Below are 20,403 nucleotides of genomic sequence, written 5' to 3'. Positions count from 1 at the left end.
TATTCATCTGACCGAACGCGCTGAACCAGAATACAAGGAATCTGAGCCTCACGTGACCACTTCCCGAAAACTGGTCTGTGGGAGTTCGGGGCTGACCCCGGGTAGCATGGGCGCATGGCTGATTCTTCGTTTGACATTGTGAGCAAAGTTGACCAAATGGAGGCGGAAAACGCCGTCAACCAGGCGCAAAAAGAGCTTGCTCAGCGCTACGACTTCAAGGGCGTAGGCGCTTCCGTGGAGTGGACCGGCGAAAGCCTCCTCCTCAAGGCGAGCGCTGAAGAGCGTGTGAAGGCGGTTCTTGAGGTGCTTGAGGCCAAGTTCATCAAGCGCGGCATTTCACTGCGCAGCCTCGACGCGGGCGAGCCGTTCCCCAGCGGCAAGGAGTACCGCATCGAGATCAGTCTGAAGAATGGCATCTCGTCTGAGGACGCCAAGAAGATTTCGAAGATCATCCGCGACGAGGCTCCTAAGAGCGTGAAGTCGCAGATTCAGGGCGACGAACTGCGCGTGCAGTCGAAGAGCCGCGACGACCTTCAGGCCACGATGGCACTTCTGAAGGGCAAAGACATCGAAGTCGCTCTCCAGTTTGTGAACTTCCGCTAAGACTCCCCCAGCGTGGATGTCTTCCTGCTGATCTTTGCTGCGACCCTGCTGGTCGCGGTGCTGTTCTCTGCGCTCGCGGGGCGAACAGTCTTGTCGGCGGCTGTGCTCTTTCTGGCGGTCGGCTTTGCGATCGGCTCGGAGACCACGGGCATCCTCGATCTCGATTCGTCGTCGACTGAGGTCTCGACGATTGCCGAGATCGCCCTCTTTGTGGTGCTCTTCACGGATGGCATGAAGATGGGCTGGGCCGACCTGCGCAAGGCGTGGCGTCTTCCCGGTCGCGCTCTCGGGTGGGGTTTGCCTCTCACTCTCGCCATCACCGCGGTGTTGGCGCATTTCATGCTCGGGCTGGATTGGCCTGAAGCGTTACTGATCGGCGCCATCCTGGCTCCCACTGACCCGGTGTTCGCGGCCGCTCTCGTCGGAAACAAACAGGTGCCGGAGCGGTTGCGTCAGCTGCTCAATGTGGAGTCGGGTGTCAACGACGGATTGGCGTTGCCTTTCGTTGTCGTGTTCTTGGCCGTCAGTTCTGGCTCGGATGAGTTGCACTTGGGCGAGCTAGGAATAGAGCTTCTCGCAGGCACCGCCATCGGCGTCGCTGTGCCGTGGATCGTCATCAAGGCGCTCCACACCCGCCTCTTTGCCGCTGCCGGCGTCTTTGAGCCGATTGTGCCGATCGCTATCGGGCTGCTCGTGTTCGCGTTGGCGAGCTACACCAACGCCAACCTCTTCTTGGCGGCGTTTGCTGCTGGCGTGATGGTGGCAACAATCGGTCAGAAGGAACGCGAAGCCTTCGAGGAGTTCGGCGAGATCATTTCCGAGTTGCTCAAGCTACTCGCGCTCATGGTGTTTGGCGCCCTCTTGTCGTTCAAGTTCTTGGGCGAAATCGCGTGGACGGGCTGGCTCTTCGCCGTGCTCGCACTTATCGCTGCTCGCCCGATCGCGCTGTACTTCTCGTTCCTCGGCTCCGGCTTGTCGATGCGCGAACAGGTTGCGGCGATGTGGTTCGGGCCCAAGGGATTCGCATCGGTCGTGTACGTGCTCGTCGTGGTCTCGGCCGACATCCCCGCTGGCGACCTGATTTTCCACATCGTGGCGCTCACAATTGCGATGTCGATTGTCGCCCATTCGTCCACGGATGTCGTGGTCGCTCGATCGTTCGTGAAGCCCGATGAGACCCCCGCTTGGCAGGGCCCTCCCCCGCGCTGGTAGCCCTCTCGTCATCGCAGCCCTGCAGCGGGCGAGTAGCGAGAACTCGGTAGACTTCGCCCATGGACCTGAGCGGCATTGACTTCAGCTTTACGGCAGTGCTTGCCGCGTTTTTGGTGCTGCTCGACTTTGTAATTCGCGTGCTCGCTCTTATCTACGTGCCGCGCAACCGACGACCGCAGACCGCCATGGCGTGGTTGCTGGCCATTTTCTTCATTCCGTATGTCGGCATCCTGCTATTCCTGATTCTGGGCAGCAGAAAGTTGCCGAAGGGCCGCCGCGACAAGCAGAGCGAGATCAACAACTTCATCCTCGACACCACCGAGGGGATGGATCAGGTGAGCGCGGAGCAACCGTGGCCGGTCTGGCTCAAACCCGTTGTTGAGCTCAACCGCACGCTCGGCGCGATGCCGCTCGTGGGCGGCAACACCGCGAAACTGTACTCGGAGTACCAAGAGTCACTGGATGCCATGACCGCCGAGGTTGGCACAGCCCAAAACTATGTTCATGTCGAGTTTTACATTCTGAGCCTCGACGCCACAACGACACCGTTCTTCGACGCCCTCGAGCACGCGGTCGAGCGCGGCGTTCGGGTGCGCGTGCTTCTTGATCACCTTGCGTCTCTGCGTGCTCCCGGCTATTTCAAAACCATCCGGCATCTCAAGAAAATTGGCGTCGAATGGCAAGTCATGTTGCCCTTTCAACCGCTCAAGTGGAAGTTCCAGCGCCCCGACCTTCGCAACCACCGCAAGTTACTGATCATCGACGGCTTGGTCGCCTACACGGGCTCGCAAAATATGGTGGATGCCTCGTATAACAAGAGCTCCAACCTCAAGCGAGGGCTGAAGTGGAAAGACCTCATGGTGCGCTTTGAGGGGCCCATCGTGGCGGGAATCAACGCCCTTTTCATCACCGACTGGTACAGCGAAACCGATGAGCTTCTCGTGCGCGAGGGGGCACTCGCGCAGCCCACTGCTCCCGACGCAGTTCTCGATGCCCAAGTTGTTCCGAGCGGCCCCGGCTTCGAGGGCGAAAACAATCTGCGGCTGTTCAACTCGTTGCTCTATGCCGCCCAAGAACGCGTGATCATCACGAGCCCCTATTTTGTGCCGGATGATTCGATGCTCTATGCCATCACGACGGCAGCCCAGAGCGGCCTCGACGTGCAACTCTTCGTCTCAGAGGTCGGCGACCAGGCGATGGTTTATCACGCCCAGCGCAGCTACTACGAAACACTGCTGCGGGCCGGTGTGAAGATTTGGTTGTTCCCCACACCGACCGTGCTGCACGCGAAGCACTTCACCATTGACGACGAGATCGCGGTCATCGGGTCGAGCAACATGGATATGCGTTCGTTCAGCCTCAACCTTGAGATTTCGGTCATGGTGCACGGCGCCGAGTTCATCGCCGACATGCGCGAACTCGAATCCGAGTATCGTGCCGTCAGCCGCGAACTCACTCTCGATGAGTGGATGCAGCGGCCCCGACGTTCCAAAGTGCTCGACAATATTGCGCGGCTCACCGCAGCGGTTCAGTAGCTCAGCACCTGCAGCTAATTGCCCGTCGCTTGCAACCCGCAACGAGCAGCACGAAGCTCGCTGTTAGCTGGCGTCGGTGTTCTTGGATGCGGCAATCATTTCGTCGCGATCAACCAGCTTGATGCGCGCGCGGCCTTCAGGCTCGCCCAGAGCGATCTCGTGGGCATCCAGTGACTGCCAGCCGGCCAGGTTGGTGTAGTCAATGCCCCGGCTCTTCAGCAGGTCGATGACGGACTGCTCGTCGGGATGCTCGGGAGCCCACCAGTTGGCTTGGTCGTTCATGACGTGGCTGATGGTTTCCATCGCGTCTGACTTGGTGTGACCGATGAGTCCCACTGGCCCGCGCTTGATCCAGCCGGTCGCGTACACACCATTGACCTGTTCGTCGTTGTCGTCGATGACTTGACCCTCGCGGTTGGGGATCACGCCTCGGCGGTCGTCGAACGGGATGCCGTCAAGCGGCGACCCGAAGTAGCCAACAGCGCGATAAAGGCTCTGCACCGCAACCTCACGGAACTCGCCGGTGCCGACCACTCCGCCTTCGCCGTCGGGCTTAGTGCGCTCATACCGGAAGCCTTCAACACGGTCGGTGCCAAGCACCTCAACCGGGCCCGCGTAGAAGTGCAAGTGCAGGCGACGTGACGCCGTGCCCTTTTCTTGGCCACGCCACTTGGTGAAGATGCGGTCGAGCACCATGATCTGCTTGTTGGATTCGATGGCCGCTTTCGAGGCCGCGTCATAGTCAAAATCTTCTTCGTAGACGACGAGGTCGACGTCGTTGAGTTCGCCGAGTTCCCGCAGTTCGAGCGGAGTGAACTTCACTTGCATCGGTCCACGGCGACCGAAGACGTGCACGTCAGTCACAGGGCTCGCTTTGAGGCCCTCGTAGACGTTGGCGGGGATCTCTGTCGGCAGCAGGTCATCCGCGTGCTTAGCGAGCATTCTGGCGACGTCGAGCGCGACGTTTCCATTGCCGATGACGGCGGTCTCTTTCGCATCGAGGGTCCACTCGCGCGGCACGTCAGGGTGACCGTCGTACCAGCTGACGAAGTCGGCGGCGCCGTGGCTGCCTGGCAGCTCGATTCCGGGAATCGGCAGCGGGGCATCCCGCACAGCACCGGTCGAGAAAATCACCGCGTTGTAGTGCTTCTTGAGGTCGTCGAGCGTGATGTCGCGGCCATACGTGACGTTGCCGAAGAGGCGGATGTTGCCCGTGTCGAGCACGTCGCGCAGCGCATTCACGATGCCCTTGATACGCGGATGATCGGGCGCAACGCCGTAGCGAACAAGACCGTACGGTGCCGGCAGTTGCTCAAAGAGGTCAATCGACACTTCGAACTGTCGCTCTGCCTTCAGCAGGATGTCGGCGGCATAGATTCCGGCGGGGCCAGCACCAACAATGGCGAGTCGCAGTTTGCTCATCAGCTGTCGTTTCCGTTCATCTCGGGGCGCCCGGGGCGCGGGCGAGTGGGGAGTAGTTAGTTCGAGCGTTCGACGACGTTTTCGGCGAAGCGCGTGAGGGCCTTCTTGACCGGACCGTCGGGCAGCGGTGCAAGCGCATCAACAGCTTCGCGACCCCAGCGACGGGCTTCGTCGAGAGTCTTCTTCGTGACGGGATGCTCGCGGAGCTCGGTCACTGCGGCATCGAGAGCTTCTTCGTCGCCTTCACCATAGAAGTTGGCATTCACGTCGCGCTCAATGCGGGTCAACAACTCGGCAGCATCGCTGTTGGTGACGGCGAGCTCGCGCAAGTACAGCAACGGCAGCGTGGCAACGCCACTGCGCAGATCGGTTCCTGCCTGCTTGCCCGTCTTGCCAGTCTCATCAGACAGATCAATCACGTCGTCGATGAGCTGGAAGGCGATGCCGACCTTTTCGCCGAACTCGCGAACCGGCTTCGTGTACTCCACCGGCGCATTCGAGAACATCACGCCAACCTCGGCAGCGGTCGCAATAAGCGAGCCTGTCTTGTCAGCCAATACCTGCAAGTAGTGCTCAACGGGGTTCTCGCCCGGCTTCGGGCCGAGAGTTTCGTGCAATTGGCCGAGGCACAACCGTTCAAACGTGTTCGCCTGCAGCAACAGCGCTTCTTCGCCGAGGCCCGCAACAAGCTTGCTTGCCCGCGCGAATAAGAGATCGCCCGTGAGAATAGCGACCGAGTTGCCCCACACGCTTTGAGCGCTGGGAACTCCGCGGCGCAACTGTGCTTCGTCCATGACGTCGTCGTGGTAGAGCGAAGCGAGGTGAGTGATCTCTACAGCCTGAGCCGCCGTGACGACGTCAGCGTTATTGCCGTCACCCAGCTGAGCAGTGAGCAGCGCCAGCACCGGGCGCACGCGCTTGCCGCCAGCTTCGAGCAAGTAGCGGCTCGTGGCATCCGCAACTTCGTCGGCAAAAGCCATCTGATCGAGCAAGCCGACCTCTACCTGATTGAGACCTTCCTCGATCGCGGCAGCGAAACGACGCTCATCGCTCGAGGCAAAGAGCTTCTCGCCCAAGCCCAGTGAGGAGCTCAGGGTGTTGCTGCGGCGAGCAGACGGAACACTCGGGTTCACTATCAACCGGTTTCTTTTGCGAAGCGCTACGGCTTCGGTGTGCTGTCAGAAGAGGTCTTGGGCGTCTTGGGCATAGTGATCGTCTTGATCGGACGAGTGGCATTGCCCTTGCGCTTAGCGACGGAGGCCAGCACTGTTTCATCAACAGGCTTCTGGCCACGGTGCATGGCAACGATGCCTGCGGTGAGATTGCGGTACGCAACGCGAGTGAATCCGGCAGCCCGAATCCACTGGCTGAGTTCGCCCTGGTCGGGCCACTCGCGAATCGACTCGGCGAGGTAGGTGTAGGCCTCAGGGTTCGAGCTTGAGCGATCAGCAATGATCGGCATGACGCGGTTCAAGTAGGTGAAGTAACCGGCACGAACAATCGCGACGGGAGGCTTGGAGAACTCGGTGATCACCAGACGGCCACCGGGCTTGAGAACGCGGTACATCTCCGAGAGCGCTGCGCGCGGATCGTTAATGTTACGCAGACCGAAGCTGATCGTGACGGCGTCAAACTCATTGTCACCAAACGGCAACTGCTGAGCGTCGCCCTGAATGAACTCGATCTTCTTGTGACGCTTGCGCGCCTGCTCGACCATGCCGGTCGAGAAATCGAGACCAACAACGCGAGCACCATTGCGGTGCAAAGCTGCCGAGCTAGTGCCCGTGCCAGCCGCAATATCGAGGATGCGTTCGCCCGCTTCTGGGGCAACCGCACGCACCGTAGCAGCGCGCCACAGCAGCGCATTTCCGGCGGAGAGGACGTTATTGGTGCGATCGTAGTGTTTTGCGACACCATCGAACATTCCGGCTACGTCTTCCGGTCGCTTGTTCATGTCAGCCTTACCCACGCCTCTAGTCTAGGGCGCTCAGAGCGGATGCTCACTTTCCTGCCCGCAACTGACAGGTACTCTGATACTTGGGAGACATTGTTGGGGCAAAAGCCGTCCGGTCACGGGCAGAATCGGAGAAGGTGCCATGGCTAGCACCCATGCCGTCCTGAGCAGTGTTACGCGCCCAACCGCATCCGTCGATCGACTACTCGACTGGATCACCCCGCAGCATCCTCTCGGCTTCATTCGCGACGGCGAAGGCCTTGTCGGCATTGGCGAATTGCTGCGACTCGAGTTCCGAGGTGCCACCCGATTCACCGACGCCGCGGCCGCCTGGAACGAACTCTCGCGCACCGCAATCATTCACGACAGCGTGAAGCGCGCTGGCACCGGTCTGATCGCCCTCGGCAGCTTCGCGTTCGCCGATTCTTCGGATGCCGTGAGTGTGCTGATCATTCCCCGCATTGTTGTCGGGAGCCGCGACGGCATCCAGTGGGTCACCACCATCACCGCCGGAGAAGCCAGCGGCCTGCCCGTGACCTCCGATGGTCTGCCCTCTGATCCTCGAGCGGCCGCCGGGGACCCCGTGCACATCGTTTTCACCCCCGGCGAGATGAGCGCAAAAGGCTTCACCAAGACCGTCAAAGCGGCCCTGCGCGAAATCTCGCACGGCGCGGCAGCCAAGATCGTGATTGCGCGAGACCAGCACGCTGAGCTGCCCGAGAGCGCCGATCTGCGAATCCCCCTCAGCGCCCTTGCCGCACGCTACCCCGACACCTTCACGTTTGCCGTTGACGGCCTCATTGGCTCAAGCCCCGAAACCCTCGTGCGAGTGCAGAACGGCGCCGTCAGTGCGCGCGTGCTTGCGGGCAGTGCCGCACGCGGCGGGGACCGCATCTCCGACGGGCGAGCCGCCGGAAGCCTCATGAACTCCCCCAAAGATCAGAAAGAACATGCGCTCGCGCTTGCCAGCGTCATGGATGCGCTCGCACCGCTCAGCAGCGAACTGCATGCGGCATCCGCGCCCTTCACGCTTCAGCTGCCCAACCTGTGGCACCTTGCGACTGACATCGATGGCCAGCTCCGGGAGCACGCGAGCGCGCTCGACCTGATCGAGATCCTGCATCCGACCGCGGCCGTCGCAGGCACACCAACACCCGATGCCATCCGCATCATCGATCAACTCGAAGGCTTCGATCGCGGGCGCTACGCCGGCCCGGTTGGCTGGGTGGATGCCCACGGCAACGGCGAATGGGCTGTTGCGTTGCGCTGTGCTCAAGTGACCGGTACGCGCATCACGGCCTACGCCGGAGCGGGAGTCGTGGCGGGCTCTGACGCCAAGAAGGAACTCGCCGAGACCGAACTGAAGTTCCGCCCCATCGTCGAAGCCTTCGGGTAGCGACGCGGAGAAGCCGCTGCTGCCGCCGAAAGCTACGGCGCGATCTCGCGCAGCAGTTCTTCCACACGCGCGCGGATCTCATCGCGCACCCGTCGAACTCCGTCGATATCGAGGTCGGCAGGGTCAGTGAGCTGCCAATCGAGGTAGCGCTTGCCCGGGTAAATCGGGCAGGCGTCGCCGCAGCCCATCGTGATCACGGCATCCGCGGCACGCACGACATCGTCGGTGAGTGGTTTGGGAAAATCGTCGGTAAGGGCGATGCCCTCTTCTGCCATCGCGTCCACGACCAGAGACAGGATGCTGGCGCCCGGCTCTGATCCGGCGGAGCGCACATGAACGCGCCCCTTGCCGAGCTCGCGCAGCCACGCTGCGGCCATCTGCGAGCGCCCGGAGTTCTGCACACAGACAAAGAGCACCTCGGGCACCGTCTTCGGAATCACGCCCTTCGCCTGAGCGAGAGCGGCGAGACGGTCGTGCGCAAAGCGGTAGGAGAGGCTCGCGAGGTGCGTCGAGACTTTCGCGGTGCGCGCGAGCGCAGCGTAAGACTCGAAGAGAACGCGCTCGATGGTTTCCTCGCTCACGAGGCCGTCGTACTGCACCGCAAGGCGTTCAGCGCCACGGCGAAGAACATCGTTGGGGTCAGTAAGCGGCAGTTGACCAGAAGATGGGGTGCGCATGATTCCTCGTTTCGCTTGAACACTCAAAGCATAGATGAACATCTATGTATTTTCGAGTGTTCGCGAGCAGATTCATTTCCTGTTCACGAACCGCCAGCCTGACGCCTGCCGACTAGCTATTCGCGAGTCGCACTTTCTCAGCCTCAACGTCATAGTCGGCGCTCGGCCACTGCAGGTCAAGGCTCTCCAACGCCTCAAGCAAAAGCTGCTGAACAGCCCACCGCGCGTACCACTTGTGGTTCGCCGGAATCACATACCAGGGAGCGTTCTCGGTCGTCGTACGGCGCAACGCGATCTCGTAAGCCTCCTGATAGTCACCCCACAGCAGTCGCTCGTCCACGTCTCCCGGGTTGTACTTCCAGTGCTTCTCGGGGCGATCGAGGCGCTCCTGCAGGCGGTCCTTCTGCTCATCGGCGCCGATGTGCAACATGACCTTGATGATCGTCGTGCCCTGCGCGATCAATTCTTTCTCGAACTCCTGAATGATGCCGTAGCGTTCCTCGACCGTCTCGGGCGTCGAGAAGCCACGCACGCGGTGGATCAACACGTCCTCATAGTGCGAACGGTCAAAGACACCGATGAACCCGGCCTCAGGAAGCTCCTTGCGAATGCGCCACAAGAAGTCGTGTGACTTCTCCTCATCGGTCGGCGCTTTGAACGCATGAATCTGCACGCCCTGCGGATCAACCCCACCGATCACGTGACGCAGGATGCCGCCCTTGCCCGCGGTATCCATCGCTTGCAACACGAGCAAAACGCGGCGCTCGCCACCGAACTTGCTCTCGGCGAAGAGCCGCTCTTGAAGCGCAGCGAGACGTTCGCCGTTCTTCTCGAGAGCTTTTTCGGCATCCTTTTTGCTGCCATCAAACTCAGGAGTGGAGGACGGATCGATGCTGGCAAGCTCGAAATCGGCGGTGACAGGCGTGAGTGTGCTCATGCCCTAAGGCTACTCGGCACGCTTCTGTTCACCACCGAAACAGTGCTCGACGGCAGGCAGAACCTCGGGCGTTAGCGCCCGAGCGGAACCTCGATGATGGTCGGCTCGGGGTGAGCCGACAATGCCTGATCGAGTTCTCCGCGCGTTGCCGCAGAAACATACCGCCAGCCGTACGCGACAGCGAGCGCCTCGATGGAGGCATTCTGTTGCGTAAGCAACACCCGGTCGAAACTGTCGCCAGCCTGGCTCGCCACCTCGAGGCCGTCGAAGATGGTGCCGCCGTTGTCGTTGCCGACGATGACTTGGATGCGCGGTCGGGGTTCGCCGACGCCAAACATCAGCGCGCCCACGTCATGGAAGATCGCCAGATCGCCAAGGAGCACCCGAGTGACACCCTCATTGCCGACTTCGGCTTGGCTCGCGAGCGCGATTCCGAGAGCGGTCGAGATCGTGCCGTCAATACCGGCGAGGCCACGATTGGAGTGCACCGAAATCTTCTTGCCCGGCACCACACGGTCGACCTCGCGGATCAACCGTGACGCGCCGAGGACGAGGCGGTCGTGCGGCCAGGTGGCGCGCCAGACGGCTTCGGCGAGCATCCGCCGGTCAACAGGGGTGCGCACGATGGCGAGTTCTGACTTGGCGTGGGTTCCGGCATCCGCCTCGATATCAGGAGCGATGCTCTCGGTTTCGAGCAACTGACGGCTCGACATCACCCAGCGACCCAACCACGCGCGATCGGTGGCTTCGCCCGAGACCGAAACCTCGTCAACGAAGAGGCGAACGCACCGGCCAGGGTTGTAGTCGTCGGCCGAAGGATGCCGCACCACAATGGTTTGCACACCGCGACGCTGAATAAGCGCAGGAATCTCTCGGCTGAGAGTCGGATGCCCAAACACGATCACCCGTGCGACTCGGTCGCCGAAGTTGGCGGCGTTCAGCAGCTCGCGGTAGGCGACCACCAGGTTGGGCCCGAAGTGGGCACCGCTCGCGACCTCCGCAATGAGCGGTGCACCGAGTTCGCGGGCTACCTGCTCGGCGCGAGGGCCAGCACCGGTGCCCGCAATAACGACGGTGGCGGGCGACGGTGAGATAGCGAGAGTCGTTGGCGCACCCGGCGACTGGTGAGTGGTGTTCTCTACGACGGGGTCGAGGTCACTAAAAAGGTCAGGGAAAACCGGTTCGCGAGTGCCTGCCGGCTCGGGGGCCACGTCTGCTGCGGTCGGCTCCCACACGAACGGGGCCGAGAGCGGATCGTCGAACGAGAGATTGAGGTGCACGGGGCCATCGACCGCGGCGATCGCATCGCGAGCGAGTTGTGCTGCGGCATCCATCTCGCCAGCAGCACCGGTCGGCGCCTCAACGTCCCACGTCTTGTGCACAGCGGTGCCGAAAATACCGGGCTGCTGGGTGGTCTGGTTAGAGCCAATACCGCGCAACGAATCGGGGCGATCAGCGCTAATAATGATCAGCGGAACGGCCGAGTGGTGCGCTTCAAGAACCGCAGGGTGCAGGTTGGCGACGGCAGTGCCCGAGGTGGTGATAACCAGCACGGGCGAACCTGTTTCGACGGCAAGGCCCAGCGCGAGGAAGGCGCCAACGCGCTCATCGATGCGCACGCGCAACCGCAGCAGTCCCTGCTTCTCGAATTCGGCTGCCGCCAATGCGAGAGCCTGCGAGCGTGAGCCGGGGCTCAACACAACATCTCGAACGCCGAGACGAACGAACTCTTCGAGAAGGGCTACCGAGTAGTTGGTGGCTGGAGAGTTAGTTGGTCTTATCGTCATCGTCGAGATCTGCTAGTTCCTGTTCGAGGCGGCGAATGCGCTCATCTTGTTCTTCCTGGCGGCGCATCTTGCGCAAGAAGTCAGGGTCATCGTCGGGGGCAACGCTGCGTGTGTGGCCAGAACTGGCACTACGTGCCTTGCCGAGCATGAACCAGAGCACAACACCGATGACCGGCAGCAGCAGAATCACGATGATCCACAACACCTTCGGCATCGCGCGAACCCGGCTGCGTTCGGTAAGGATCACATCCACAATGGAGAACACGTCTACCGCAACGAGCGCGAAAGCGAGGACTACCAATAGGCGAGGCATGCGACCATTCTATGCTCGCAGTCTGCACGCGGGTTGCGAGCCTAGACTGTTGCCGTGAAACCTTGGATCTCCTACTCTCTTCTCCGCGTCGGAGTCTTCGCCGCAGCCTTCACCGTGCTGATGATCGCGAACGTTGAGCCGTGGATCGCCGCCCTCATCGCCGCAATTCTGGGATTCGCCATTTCGTACGTGTTTTTCTCGAAGCTTCGGGATGCGGTGGCGCTCGACCTTGCTTCCCGTCGCGGGCGCCCCAGCCACGATCCTGACCGTGACGCCGAGGATGCCGCTGTCGACCACGATGTTGCTGAGGCGCAAGCGGATGCCAGCGCTGACGCTGACGCTGACGCTAGCGCGTCATCCGCCGATCAGAGCACAACACCTACGCCTCGCAGCGACGCCTCATAACGACGTTTAGAACGCGATTGCTGCCGCGAGCCCTAGACCGAACAGCAGCGCGGTGAGCCCGGTGAGGCGCAACGCCAAGATCAGCTCGGCTGGCGTTTTTGCGGTGAGCACAATCACGCAGGCGGGCAGCGCCACGAGCAACACGAAGTTCACAAGGTAAGCGTTGAAGTAGAGCAACGAAAACACACCCAAGATACCGAACGGCACGAGCATCGCGACGACGTAGAAGATGCGCGATGGCAGGTTGCCCATCCGCACCGCTAGAGTGCGCTTTCCGGCAATCTTGTCTTGGGCGATATCGCGGATGTTGTTGACCATGAGGGTTGCAACGGCAAACAACCCGACAGCAACGGCTGCCAACCACGACTCGAGGTTCACGGTGCCGGCGAGCACGAACGTGGTACCAACAGTGGCGACCAGGCCGAAGAATATGAAGACGAATATTTCGCCGAGACCAAGGTAGCCGTAGGGGCGCTTGCCTCCCGTGTAGAAGTAGGCGGCGATAATGGCCGCGGCGCCGACGGCAAGCATCCACCAGTGTCCGGTTCGCACAACGATGACGAGTCCGGCGATAGCCGCAATACCGAACCAGGCAAAGGCGACAGCGATGACGGTGCGCGGGCGAGCGGCACCCGAAGCGGTGAGACGACGAGGACCGACGCGGTAGTCATCCGTTCCCCGCACTCCGTCGGAGTAGTCGTTGGCGAAGTTCACACCAATTTGCAGCGAGACCGCAACGACGAGGCAGAGCAGCGCGCGAACCCAGTGCCAGCCGGCCCCATCAACGTCATGCGGAAGCACGTAGGCCGCGGCAGTGCCGAGCGCGACAGGTGCAAAAGCTAACGGCAGGGTTTGGATGCGGGCACCACTGATCCAGTCGCGCGCGGTGGCTTTCGCAATCTTGGGCGCCTTGGGCGGTCGCCCACCGGGACGTCCGCTCTTTTTCTTCGCCGCAGCGGTCGAAACGGTTGCGGGGTCGATGCGTTGCTTTTTAGGAGAGGCCACGGAGGGATTCTACTTAAGCACGACTGTGGCTAAGGCGAGTCGATCGGGTTTTCCCGTCGAAAGCAGAGGAATCTCATCGATCAGCATCACGCGCGCAGGTGCGGCAGCAGCCGAAGACAACTGAGTTGCCACCGCTTGGCGCACCACATCAAGAGCGATCGCCCGCGTCGTGATGACTACGGGGGCTTCACCCCACTCAGGGTGGGGAGCGGCAACGACGACGGCCGAGTCTTGGCCGGGTAGCGTGCGCACAGCGGTCTCTACCTCGGCAATGGAAACCTTCACTCCACCGGAAATGATCATGTCGTCGGCTCGTCCGCGCACGCGCAGCACGCCGTCGACGAGCTCGCCGACATCGTCGGTGCGGTACCACCGCACGCCATCCTGCACGCGGAAGGAGAAGGCACTGCGCCGCGGATCGTCAAGGTATCCCTCGGCGAGCATGGGGCCAGCGATTTCGATGCGGTCATCAACGAGGCGCACCTGCGCGGTGGGCAGCGGCACGCCGTCCCAGACAGCGCCGCCACTGGTTTCGCTCGACCCATACGTGGTCGAGACGGCGAGACCGCGAGCGCGGGCTGCCACCAACAACGCTACGGGGATCGACTGGCCGCCGACCAGAATCCGCTGGAAGGTGGAAAGCGCCGCAACGGCTTCTTCCGACTCAAGAAGACGCGCCAATTGCACGGGCACGAGTGATGCAAAACGCCGTTCCCCCGTGAGCTGGGCCGCCGCTTCCACAAAGGTGGCCGCGGTGAAGTCACGCGTCGACATCATGACCGGCTCGGTGCCCGCAAAATAGGAGCGAGCCAGCACATTGATACCGGCAATGTAGTGCGCAGGCACGGCGAGAAGCCACTGCCCCGGGCCACCCAGCAGCTCATCGGATGCCGCAGCACTCGCCTTCAGGGCGTCAGCACTCAGCATCACGCGCTTGGGTCGGCCGGTCGATCCGCTCGTTTCTACGATCACCGCAACGTTCGCGGGCACGGTTTCTGGCAGGCCAGAGGGGGAGGCCGGGTGCGGCAGAATCGCGGCTCCCGTTCCGTCGAGTGCCGGCTTCAGTGCCGCCCAGACTTTGCGGGGATCGCGGGCGTCGATAGACCAGAGTTCTCGGGTCGAAGTGGTGTCAGCGGTCACGGGTAAACCTCTCTGGGTTAGAACTGCGGGAGCGTTAGAGCTGTCTGAATGTTAGAGCTGTCCGGGCGTTAGAGCTCTCCGGGCGTTAGAGCTCTCCGGGCGTTAGTACTGCCAAGGGAAGGGCGACCAGTCGGGTTCGCGCTTCTGCAGGAACGAATCGCGGCCCTCGACGGCTTCGTCGGTGCCGTAGGCGAGGCGGGTCGCTTCGCCCGCAAAAACTTGCTGACCAACAAGACCGTCATCGACCGCATTGAGGGCGAACTTGACCATGCGAATAGCGGTCGGCGATTTCGTCATGATGGTTTGCGCCCACTCGTAGGCGGTGGCTTCGAGCTCAGCGTGCGGCACGGCAGCGTTGATCGCTCCCGCGTCAAGGGCGCGTTGCGCGTCGTACTCGCGGGCCAGGAAGAACACTTCACGGGCAAACTTTTGGCCAACCTGGCGAGCGAAGTAGGCGCTGCCGTAGCCGGCGTCGAAGGAGCCGACATCGACATCCGTCTGCTTGAAGCGGGCGTGCTCGGCACTGGCAATAGTGAGGTCACAGACGACGTGAAGCGAGTGCCCTCCCCCGGCTGCCCAGCCAGGCACAACAGCGATAACGACCTTGGGCATGAAGCGGATGAGGCGCTGGACTTCCAGAATGTGCAGGCGTCCGGCGGCGGCGCGGCGCTTTCCCGCAGCGGCAGCCGCGTCGGCCTCGGCCTCAGCCGCGGAGAGCCCGGCGGCAGCGGTCGGATTCGTTGCGCCCTCTTGGCCTTCGTACTCATAACCAGCACGGCCACGGATGCGCTGATCGCCGCCAGAGCAGAACGCCCAGCCGCCATCTTTCTCGCTCGGGCCGTTGCCCGTGAGAAGCACGACGCCGATGCGAGGATTCTGGCGCACGTCATCCAGTGTTTGATACAACTCGTCGACGGTGTGTGGCCGGAAGGCGTTGCGCACTTCGGGGCGATCGAACGCGATGCGCGCAATCGTTCCGCTCACATCGTGGTGGTAAGTGATGTCGGTGAGGTCATCGAACCCGGCGACCGATCGCCACAACTTCTCGTCGAAAATTTCAGAAACAGGCGCCATGGCTCCACCCTAACCATCGGGGTGCAGAGCAGGCTGATGCCGAACCGGGGATGTTCGGCTTTCGTTCGTCGCGACGAACCCTTTAGCTGCCGAAGAAGCGGAACACGTACAACACGATGAGTGGGTTCGAGAGAACGGCGACGGCAAGCCCAAATGCTGCCCAGCGGCGCTGCAGGCCGAAAATCAGACACAGCATGGCGGTAATGGCGGCCGAGATTGACACCACGATCGCGGCATACGCCAGAGCAGTGCCGTTCGGGTAGTCCCCGCCAGCAGAGACGATCATCGCGATGATGAACAAGACGAGAGTGGCGACGCCGAGTGCTGCGGCAACAAATCCCAGCCACCGCGGGCGTGATCGCCGCGCAACTGGCACCTCTTCGGCGTCAGGGGTCGGCTCGTGCTCGCCGTCGGCGGGCAGCTCAGTTTCTTCGTCGTCGACAACGCCTACGACGTAATAGGGCACCACTTTGGTCGCAATGCGCTCGATATCCCCCGGATTAGTCACGCAATTACCCTAACTGACAGTGGAACTTGTCAGACTGGGAACATGTTCCCTTCAGTGAACGACATTCTCGACACCGCTCACGTGGTGTCCCTGCCCATGACCTCCCGTTTTCGCGGCATCGATCAACGCGAAGCACTCCTGTTTCGCGGCCCGCAGGGGTGGAGCGAGTTCTCACCATTCGTGGAGTACGACGATGTCGAAGCAACCCCGTGGCTCTTGGCCGCGATCGATTATGCCTACAACGAGATGCCGCCCCTCGTGCGTGATCGCATCTGGGTTAACGCCACCGTGCCCGCTGTTCCCGCCGACCTGGTCGAAGCGGTTCTCGAACGTTTCCATGGCTGCCGCACCGCCAAGGTGAAGGTTGCCGAGCCCGATCAGACCCTCGAGGATGACATTGCCCGCGTCGCCGAAGTGCGCCGCGTCATGGGGCCGACTGGCCGCATCCGCATTGATGCGAATGGCGCGTGGACGGTCGATGAGGCCGAACGTGCCGTGCATGCCCTTGCCGGATTCGACCTTGAGTATGTCGAGCAGCCGTGCGCGACGGTGGAAGAACTCGGTGAGCTGCACACGCGCATCGCCTACATGGGCATCCCCATCGCGGCTGACGAGAGTGTGCGCAAAGCCGCCGACCCGCTCGCGGTCGCCCGCGCGGGTGCCGCCGACCTCCTCGTCATCAAGGCACAGCCCCTGGGCGGCGTCTCTCGCGCTGTGGAGATCGTGAAGAATGCCGGGCTGCCCGTTGTGGTCTCCAGCGCCCTTGAGACCTCGGTGGGGCTCGCGATGGGCGCGCACTTGGCTGCCGCCATCGATCCCCTCGACTATGACTGCGGACTCGCCACGGCATCCTTGCTCGCCGCCGACGTTACCGCTGCTCCCCTGCGCGCTCGCGACGGGCACCTCGAAGTGCGCCGCATCGAGGCCGACGAGGCACTGCTCACTCGCTGGGCCGCTAATCCCGAACGTACGCAGTGGTGGCGAGATCGCCTCGTCCGCTGTCACGAACTAGGTAAAAACTACTCAGCCCAGTAACGCGGCCGCTCAGTAGGGTGGACGAACTGGTTGTCTCCGAGGGCAATCACTTCCGAGGAGTACACATGAGTATTGAATCGCGCCGTTTTCAGGCTGTAGCCGCGCTCAGCCTACTCAGCCTCGGGCTGCTCTCCGCGTGCACGCCGCCGGATGAGGAACCGGCCGCCACCGATGCCGCAGTGGATGCCTCGGCCCCCGAGGAAGCGGAGGAGGAAGCCGTCACCGGCCCCGAGTGCCTCATCGGTGACTGGTACATCGCCGAAGATCAGATGCAGGGCTTCTACTCCGCTGTCAGCGGCTCTAACGACGGACTCGACATCTCAGTCGAGGGCGGAACCGGGCTCGCTTTCACCGACGCGACCTACACCTACACTCCCGACTTCGAGATCCTCTTGCAGGTTGCCGGCGCCGAAGGTACCGGCGAGATCACCGGCGGTATCAGCGGCGACTACTCCGCCACCGACAGCGTGATTACGACCTCTCAGGAAGTCAGCGACATTGCCGTCACGGTGACGGTCTCCGGGGTCACCGTGGATGGCACTGACCTCACAAATAGCTTCTTGGCGGATGCCCCGATCAACTCAGCACCGTATGAGTGCGGTGACGATGGCCCGATCATCCACTTCTCCACGGGAGAGGGAAACCCCACCGTGCCGATGCAACTCACGCCCGCCAGCTAGTCACTAATACCGTGAGCCCGAAGGGGCTCTCCCCAATCAAACGCTGGGGTGCAGCTCGGTGCGGCCCCAGCGTTTTTCTTCCTAGCCCGCGTTCGTGGTGGGCGCCGCTGAGTTGAGTTTTACAGGCCGGAGTAGGCGTGAAGTCCCTTGAAGAAGAGGTTCACGACGGTGAAGTTGAAGATAACGGCTGCAAAGCCCACGATCGCAAGCCAGGCTGACCGCGATCCGCGCCAGCCGCGGGTTGCCCGGGCGTGAATGTAACCGGCATAGATGGTCCAGATGATGAAGGTCCAGACCTCCTTGGTGTCCCAGCCCCAGTAGCGACCCCAGGCCCGCTCGGCCCAGACAGCGCCAGCGATGAGCGTGAAGGTCCACATCACGAAGCCGACCACGGTCAGGCGGTAGGCGAGAGTTTCAAGGCGGTCGGCCGCAGGCAGAGTGTCAAGGAAGCGCAACTTGAGTGCCTTGCCCGCTTCGCGACGCGACTGCATGAGCTGAACCACCGAGAGTCCGGCGGCGAGGGCAAAGAACCCTGTGCTGAGGCTCGCGACGAAGACATGGATAACCAACCAGGCCGACTGCAGCGCTGGCGGCAGGGGCACGACATCCACATAGAAGCTTGAGGTGCCAACGCCGAGCGCGAGCAATGCAAACCCGGTGATAAATGAGCCGAGGAAGCGCAGGTCTTGCCAGAACTGCACCAGCAAGAAAACGCCGACGATCAGTGCTGTTGCGGTGAGCGTGAACTCAAACATATTCGCCCACGGAACGCGGCCCGCGGCAACCCCGCGGAAAATGACGGCGCTCACGTGCAACACCCACGCGATAACGGTCAGTGCCATGGCGATTCGCAACGACTTGGGCGAGTGAGAAACAGCGGCATCACCCGTCGACGCGGGGCTCGCGGTCAGCGTCGCCGTACCGCCAGAACTTGCCGCCTGCATGACAGATGCCTGCTGGGCGGATGCCGTAGCCAACCCGGTTGCACTCGCTGCGGAAGCATCGCTCGACTCCGCCGAGCGGCGTGCCAGATCGACGGCGAACATTATGAACGCAAAGGTATAGATTGCCATCGCTGAATAAACCGCAATCAGCGAATACGACACGAGGGTCTCAGTCACGATTCCACCCTAACTCTCAGTTGCTGGGAATGCTTATCGGCAAAGTCGGCGACTGCCGCTTCGAGGTTAGGGTCGTCGCCACGAGCCAGCGCGGCATACTCAACTGTTGTCACGCCAGAGGCGTCAGTCGTGGCGGCCACCCACATGCGGCGACGGGGCACGAAGAGGCTCGTAATGAGGCCGCCAAAGAGCAGCATGGCGAACAACAGCACCGGCAGCTGCGACGGATCATGGTGCACATCGAGGGAGACGAAGCGCGGGATGCTCGTCAACTCAACACTGCCCAAGCCGTTGGGCAGTTCGAGCCGGTCGCCGGGAGTGAGGCGCAAGGTTTCAGCGTCGGAACTCCGACCCGCGATTTGTTCGAGAGAGTCAGTGTTGAGCGAATAGGCGTTGGTGCCTTGCCCGTTGTCGAGACCGAGGTCGCCCTCGTACACCTCCAACGTGAGCACGGGTGACACCAGGTCGGGATACACGGAAGCTAGCGCTCCGGAGCTGAGGGTTCCGGCGGTCGGATACAGGAAGCCGAGCATCCCAATCTGCTGATCGAGTCCGTCGGGCACTTTAATGATGCAGGTGCTGCCGAGGTTGGCGTCGAACGGCAGGCACGGCGTTGGTTGCGACCAGATGACTTTGTCGTCCGCATCGCGCACGGTGATGACCGGGGCATAGCCGTTGCCGAGCAAATACAGGTTGGTGCCGCTCAGGCTGAGAGGCTCATTGACCTTGATTTGAGACTGCTGAGGCTCGTCGCCGCGCACCGTGGTCGTGACGTTGGCGGTGAAGTCAATCGCTTGACCGATCGCCTGTTGGTTCTCGATTTCGTAGACCGGCTCGAAAGAGTCAAGCGCGACGGTGTACGGGTCGAGAGCGTCATCGCTGAAGAACCGGCCCGGGTTGAACGAGTCATAGCTGGCGAGCGAGTTGCTGAATGCATAGCCCTCAACGACAACGCGCTGCCCGGTGTAGCCGAAGCCGCCGCCGATCCCCACTGTCACAAGAACGCCGACGAGAGCGGCGTGAAAGACAAGGTTTCCCGTTTCGCGCAGGTAGCCGCGTTCAGCACTAACCGAATCGCCATACAGTTCGGTGCGGTACCGCTGCGAGCGCAGCAGGCCACGTGCTGAATCGATCGTCGTCGCGACATCCGCCTCTGTCGTGCGGGTGGTGAAACCCTGCAACCGCGAGAGACGCGCTGGAGTCTTGGGTGGGCGAGCACGAAGCGCATCGAAGTGATGTTTAGTGCGCGGCAGCACACAGCCGATGAGGGAGATGAAGAGCAGGAGGTAAATCGACGAGAACCACACCGAGGAGTAGGTGTTGAAGACTTGAAAGAAGTCGAGAATCGCTGCGGTGTCTGGATAGTTGTTGCGATAGGCAATGACGCCGTTAGGGTCCGACGTGATTTGCGGCACGAGAGAGCCCGGGATTGCCGCAACGGCCAAAAGAAGCAGCAGGAACAACGCCGTGCGCATGCTCGTGAGCTGGCGCCAGAAAAAGCGACCGTAGCCCGCAAGCCCGAGCTTCGGCTGCGTGATCTTGCTTTCCGGCGTAGGCGTTGGCGCGTCCATGTGGTCGCTGGGACGCGTGGCATCCCCG

The 20,403-nt window shown here is 62.0% G+C and carries 20 protein-coding genes; 7 read left to right on the top strand and 13 right to left on the bottom strand.

Features of this window, described 5'->3' with window-relative positions:
• The first annotated feature begins 114 nt into the window (after nucleotides 1–114).
• Genes I6E52_RS10400 through cls form a run of 3 tightly spaced genes read left to right on the top strand, consistent with a single transcriptional unit; the run spans nucleotide 115 to nucleotide 3,350 of the window.
• Nucleotides 115–603 (top strand): YajQ family cyclic di-GMP-binding protein, encoded by a 489-nt coding sequence (locus tag I6E52_RS10400; RefSeq protein ID WP_197108252.1) that lies wholly within the window; start codon nucleotides 115–117, stop codon nucleotides 601–603.
• A gap of 12 nt (nucleotides 604–615) precedes the next feature.
• Nucleotides 616–1,815: a sodium:proton antiporter gene (locus I6E52_RS10395; protein WP_197126202.1), complete on the top strand. Its 1,200-nt coding sequence runs from the start codon at nucleotides 616–618 to the stop codon at nucleotides 1,813–1,815.
• 59 nt (nucleotides 1,816–1,874) lie between these two features.
• A complete protein-coding gene (gene cls, locus I6E52_RS10390) occupies nucleotides 1,875–3,350 on the top strand; it encodes a cardiolipin synthase (RefSeq protein WP_197157184.1) in 1,476 nt (491 codons plus the stop codon).
• 63 nt (nucleotides 3,351–3,413) lie between these two features.
• Here cls and I6E52_RS10385 read toward each other — a convergent pair whose 3' ends face one another.
• The 3 genes from I6E52_RS10385 to ubiE are packed head-to-tail and all read right to left on the bottom strand — an operon-like array spanning nucleotide 3,414 to nucleotide 6,741.
• Complete coding sequence (locus tag I6E52_RS10385; protein ID WP_197157182.1) at nucleotides 3,414–4,772, bottom strand: FAD-dependent oxidoreductase; 1,359 nt, start codon at nucleotides 4,770–4,772, stop codon at nucleotides 3,414–3,416.
• A gap of 56 nt (nucleotides 4,773–4,828) precedes the next feature.
• Nucleotides 4,829–5,905: a polyprenyl synthetase family protein gene (locus I6E52_RS10380; RefSeq protein ID WP_197157180.1), complete on the bottom strand. Its 1,077-nt coding sequence runs from the start codon at nucleotides 5,903–5,905 to the stop codon at nucleotides 4,829–4,831.
• A 26-nt stretch (nucleotides 5,906–5,931) separates the two neighbouring features.
• The gene (ubiE, locus tag I6E52_RS10375) at nucleotides 5,932–6,741 is read right to left on the bottom strand and encodes a bifunctional demethylmenaquinone methyltransferase/2-methoxy-6-polyprenyl-1,4-benzoquinol methylase UbiE (protein ID WP_307784473.1); all 810 of its coding nucleotides are present in this window, start codon (nucleotides 6,739–6,741) and stop codon (nucleotides 5,932–5,934) included.
• Between the two features lie 127 nt (nucleotides 6,742–6,868).
• On the opposite strand from ubiE, the gene I6E52_RS10370 reads away from it, so the two are divergent.
• Nucleotides 6,869–8,122 (top strand): isochorismate synthase MenF, encoded by a 1,254-nt coding sequence (locus I6E52_RS10370; protein ID WP_197157178.1) that lies wholly within the window; start codon nucleotides 6,869–6,871, stop codon nucleotides 8,120–8,122.
• Nucleotides 8,123–8,154: 32 nt separating this feature from the next.
• On the opposite strand, the gene I6E52_RS10365 is transcribed toward I6E52_RS10370, so the two are convergent.
• The 4 genes from I6E52_RS10365 to I6E52_RS10350 all read right to left on the bottom strand — a co-directional run bounded on the left by I6E52_RS10365 (nucleotide 8,155) and on the right by I6E52_RS10350 (nucleotide 11,836).
• On the bottom strand, nucleotides 8,155–8,799 hold the full coding sequence (locus tag I6E52_RS10365) for an arsenate reductase ArsC (RefSeq protein WP_197157176.1): 645 nt from the start codon (nucleotides 8,797–8,799) through the stop codon (nucleotides 8,155–8,157).
• A gap of 112 nt (nucleotides 8,800–8,911) precedes the next feature.
• The gene (locus I6E52_RS10360) at nucleotides 8,912–9,736 is read right to left on the bottom strand and encodes a polyphosphate kinase 2 family protein (RefSeq protein ID WP_197157174.1); all 825 of its coding nucleotides are present in this window, start codon (nucleotides 9,734–9,736) and stop codon (nucleotides 8,912–8,914) included.
• 71 nt (nucleotides 9,737–9,807) lie between these two features.
• Nucleotides 9,808–11,523 carry a 2-succinyl-5-enolpyruvyl-6-hydroxy-3-cyclohexene-1-carboxylic-acid synthase gene (menD, locus tag I6E52_RS10355; protein WP_197157171.1) on the bottom strand — a complete coding sequence of 572 codons (1,716 nt, stop codon included), beginning with the start codon at nucleotides 11,521–11,523 and terminating at the stop codon, nucleotides 9,808–9,810.
• Entirely contained in the window at nucleotides 11,504–11,836 is a 333-nt protein-coding gene (locus I6E52_RS10350; protein ID WP_197126222.1) for a PLD nuclease N-terminal domain-containing protein, read from the bottom strand. The genes menD and I6E52_RS10350 overlap by 20 nt, the downstream gene beginning before the upstream one ends.
• Before the next feature lie 54 nt (nucleotides 11,837–11,890).
• Between I6E52_RS10350 and I6E52_RS10345 the strand changes: the two genes are divergently transcribed.
• On the top strand, nucleotides 11,891–12,241 hold the full coding sequence (locus tag I6E52_RS10345) for a DUF4229 domain-containing protein (RefSeq protein WP_197157169.1): 351 nt from the start codon (nucleotides 11,891–11,893) through the stop codon (nucleotides 12,239–12,241).
• Nucleotides 12,242–12,247: 6 nt separating this feature from the next.
• On the opposite strand, the gene I6E52_RS10340 is transcribed toward I6E52_RS10345, so the two are convergent.
• From I6E52_RS10340 to I6E52_RS10325, 4 genes are all read right to left on the bottom strand, one after another.
• Nucleotides 12,248–13,246: a 1,4-dihydroxy-2-naphthoate polyprenyltransferase gene (locus I6E52_RS10340; RefSeq protein WP_197157167.1), complete on the bottom strand. Its 999-nt coding sequence runs from the start codon at nucleotides 13,244–13,246 to the stop codon at nucleotides 12,248–12,250.
• Nucleotides 13,247–13,255: 9 nt separating this feature from the next.
• On the bottom strand, nucleotides 13,256–14,386 hold the full coding sequence (locus I6E52_RS10335; RefSeq protein ID WP_197157165.1) for an AMP-binding protein: 1,131 nt from the start codon (nucleotides 14,384–14,386) through the stop codon (nucleotides 13,256–13,258).
• A gap of 102 nt (nucleotides 14,387–14,488) precedes the next feature.
• A complete protein-coding gene (locus I6E52_RS10330; RefSeq protein WP_197126229.1) occupies nucleotides 14,489–15,460 on the bottom strand; it encodes a 1,4-dihydroxy-2-naphthoyl-CoA synthase in 972 nt (323 codons plus the stop codon).
• 82 nt (nucleotides 15,461–15,542) lie between these two features.
• On the bottom strand, nucleotides 15,543–15,968 hold the full coding sequence (locus tag I6E52_RS10325) for a 1,4-dihydroxy-6-naphthoate synthase (RefSeq protein WP_197157163.1): 426 nt from the start codon (nucleotides 15,966–15,968) through the stop codon (nucleotides 15,543–15,545).
• A gap of 42 nt (nucleotides 15,969–16,010) precedes the next feature.
• Between I6E52_RS10325 and I6E52_RS10320 the strand changes: the two genes are divergently transcribed.
• Nucleotides 16,011–17,003: an o-succinylbenzoate synthase gene (locus tag I6E52_RS10320; protein WP_197157161.1), complete on the top strand. Its 993-nt coding sequence runs from the start codon at nucleotides 16,011–16,013 to the stop codon at nucleotides 17,001–17,003.
• Nucleotides 17,004–17,068: 65 nt separating this feature from the next.
• Nucleotides 17,069–17,683 carry a hypothetical protein gene (locus I6E52_RS10315; protein WP_197157159.1) on the top strand — a complete coding sequence of 205 codons (615 nt, stop codon included), beginning with the start codon at nucleotides 17,069–17,071 and terminating at the stop codon, nucleotides 17,681–17,683.
• 119 nt (nucleotides 17,684–17,802) lie between these two features.
• Here I6E52_RS10315 and ccsB read toward each other — a convergent pair whose 3' ends face one another.
• Together ccsB and I6E52_RS10305 are read right to left on the bottom strand one after the other, a co-directional pair.
• Nucleotides 17,803–18,804, bottom strand: coding sequence for a c-type cytochrome biogenesis protein CcsB (gene ccsB / locus I6E52_RS10310; RefSeq protein ID WP_307842502.1), 1,002 nt, complete (start codon nucleotides 18,802–18,804; stop codon nucleotides 17,803–17,805).
• Entirely contained in the window at nucleotides 18,801–20,375 is a 1,575-nt protein-coding gene (locus tag I6E52_RS10305; RefSeq protein WP_197158005.1) for a cytochrome c biogenesis protein ResB, read from the bottom strand. Before I6E52_RS10305 ends, ccsB begins: the two co-directional genes overlap by 4 nt.
• Nucleotides 20,376–20,403: the final 28 nt, after the last annotated feature.

The sequence above is a fragment of the Salinibacterium sp. NG253 genome (assembly GCF_015864945.1).
Classification (GTDB): Bacteria; Actinomycetota; Actinomycetes; order Actinomycetales; family Microbacteriaceae; genus Rhodoglobus.
Note: the sequence above shows the minus strand (reverse complement) of the source record. Positions and strands in the feature narration are given on the sequence as shown.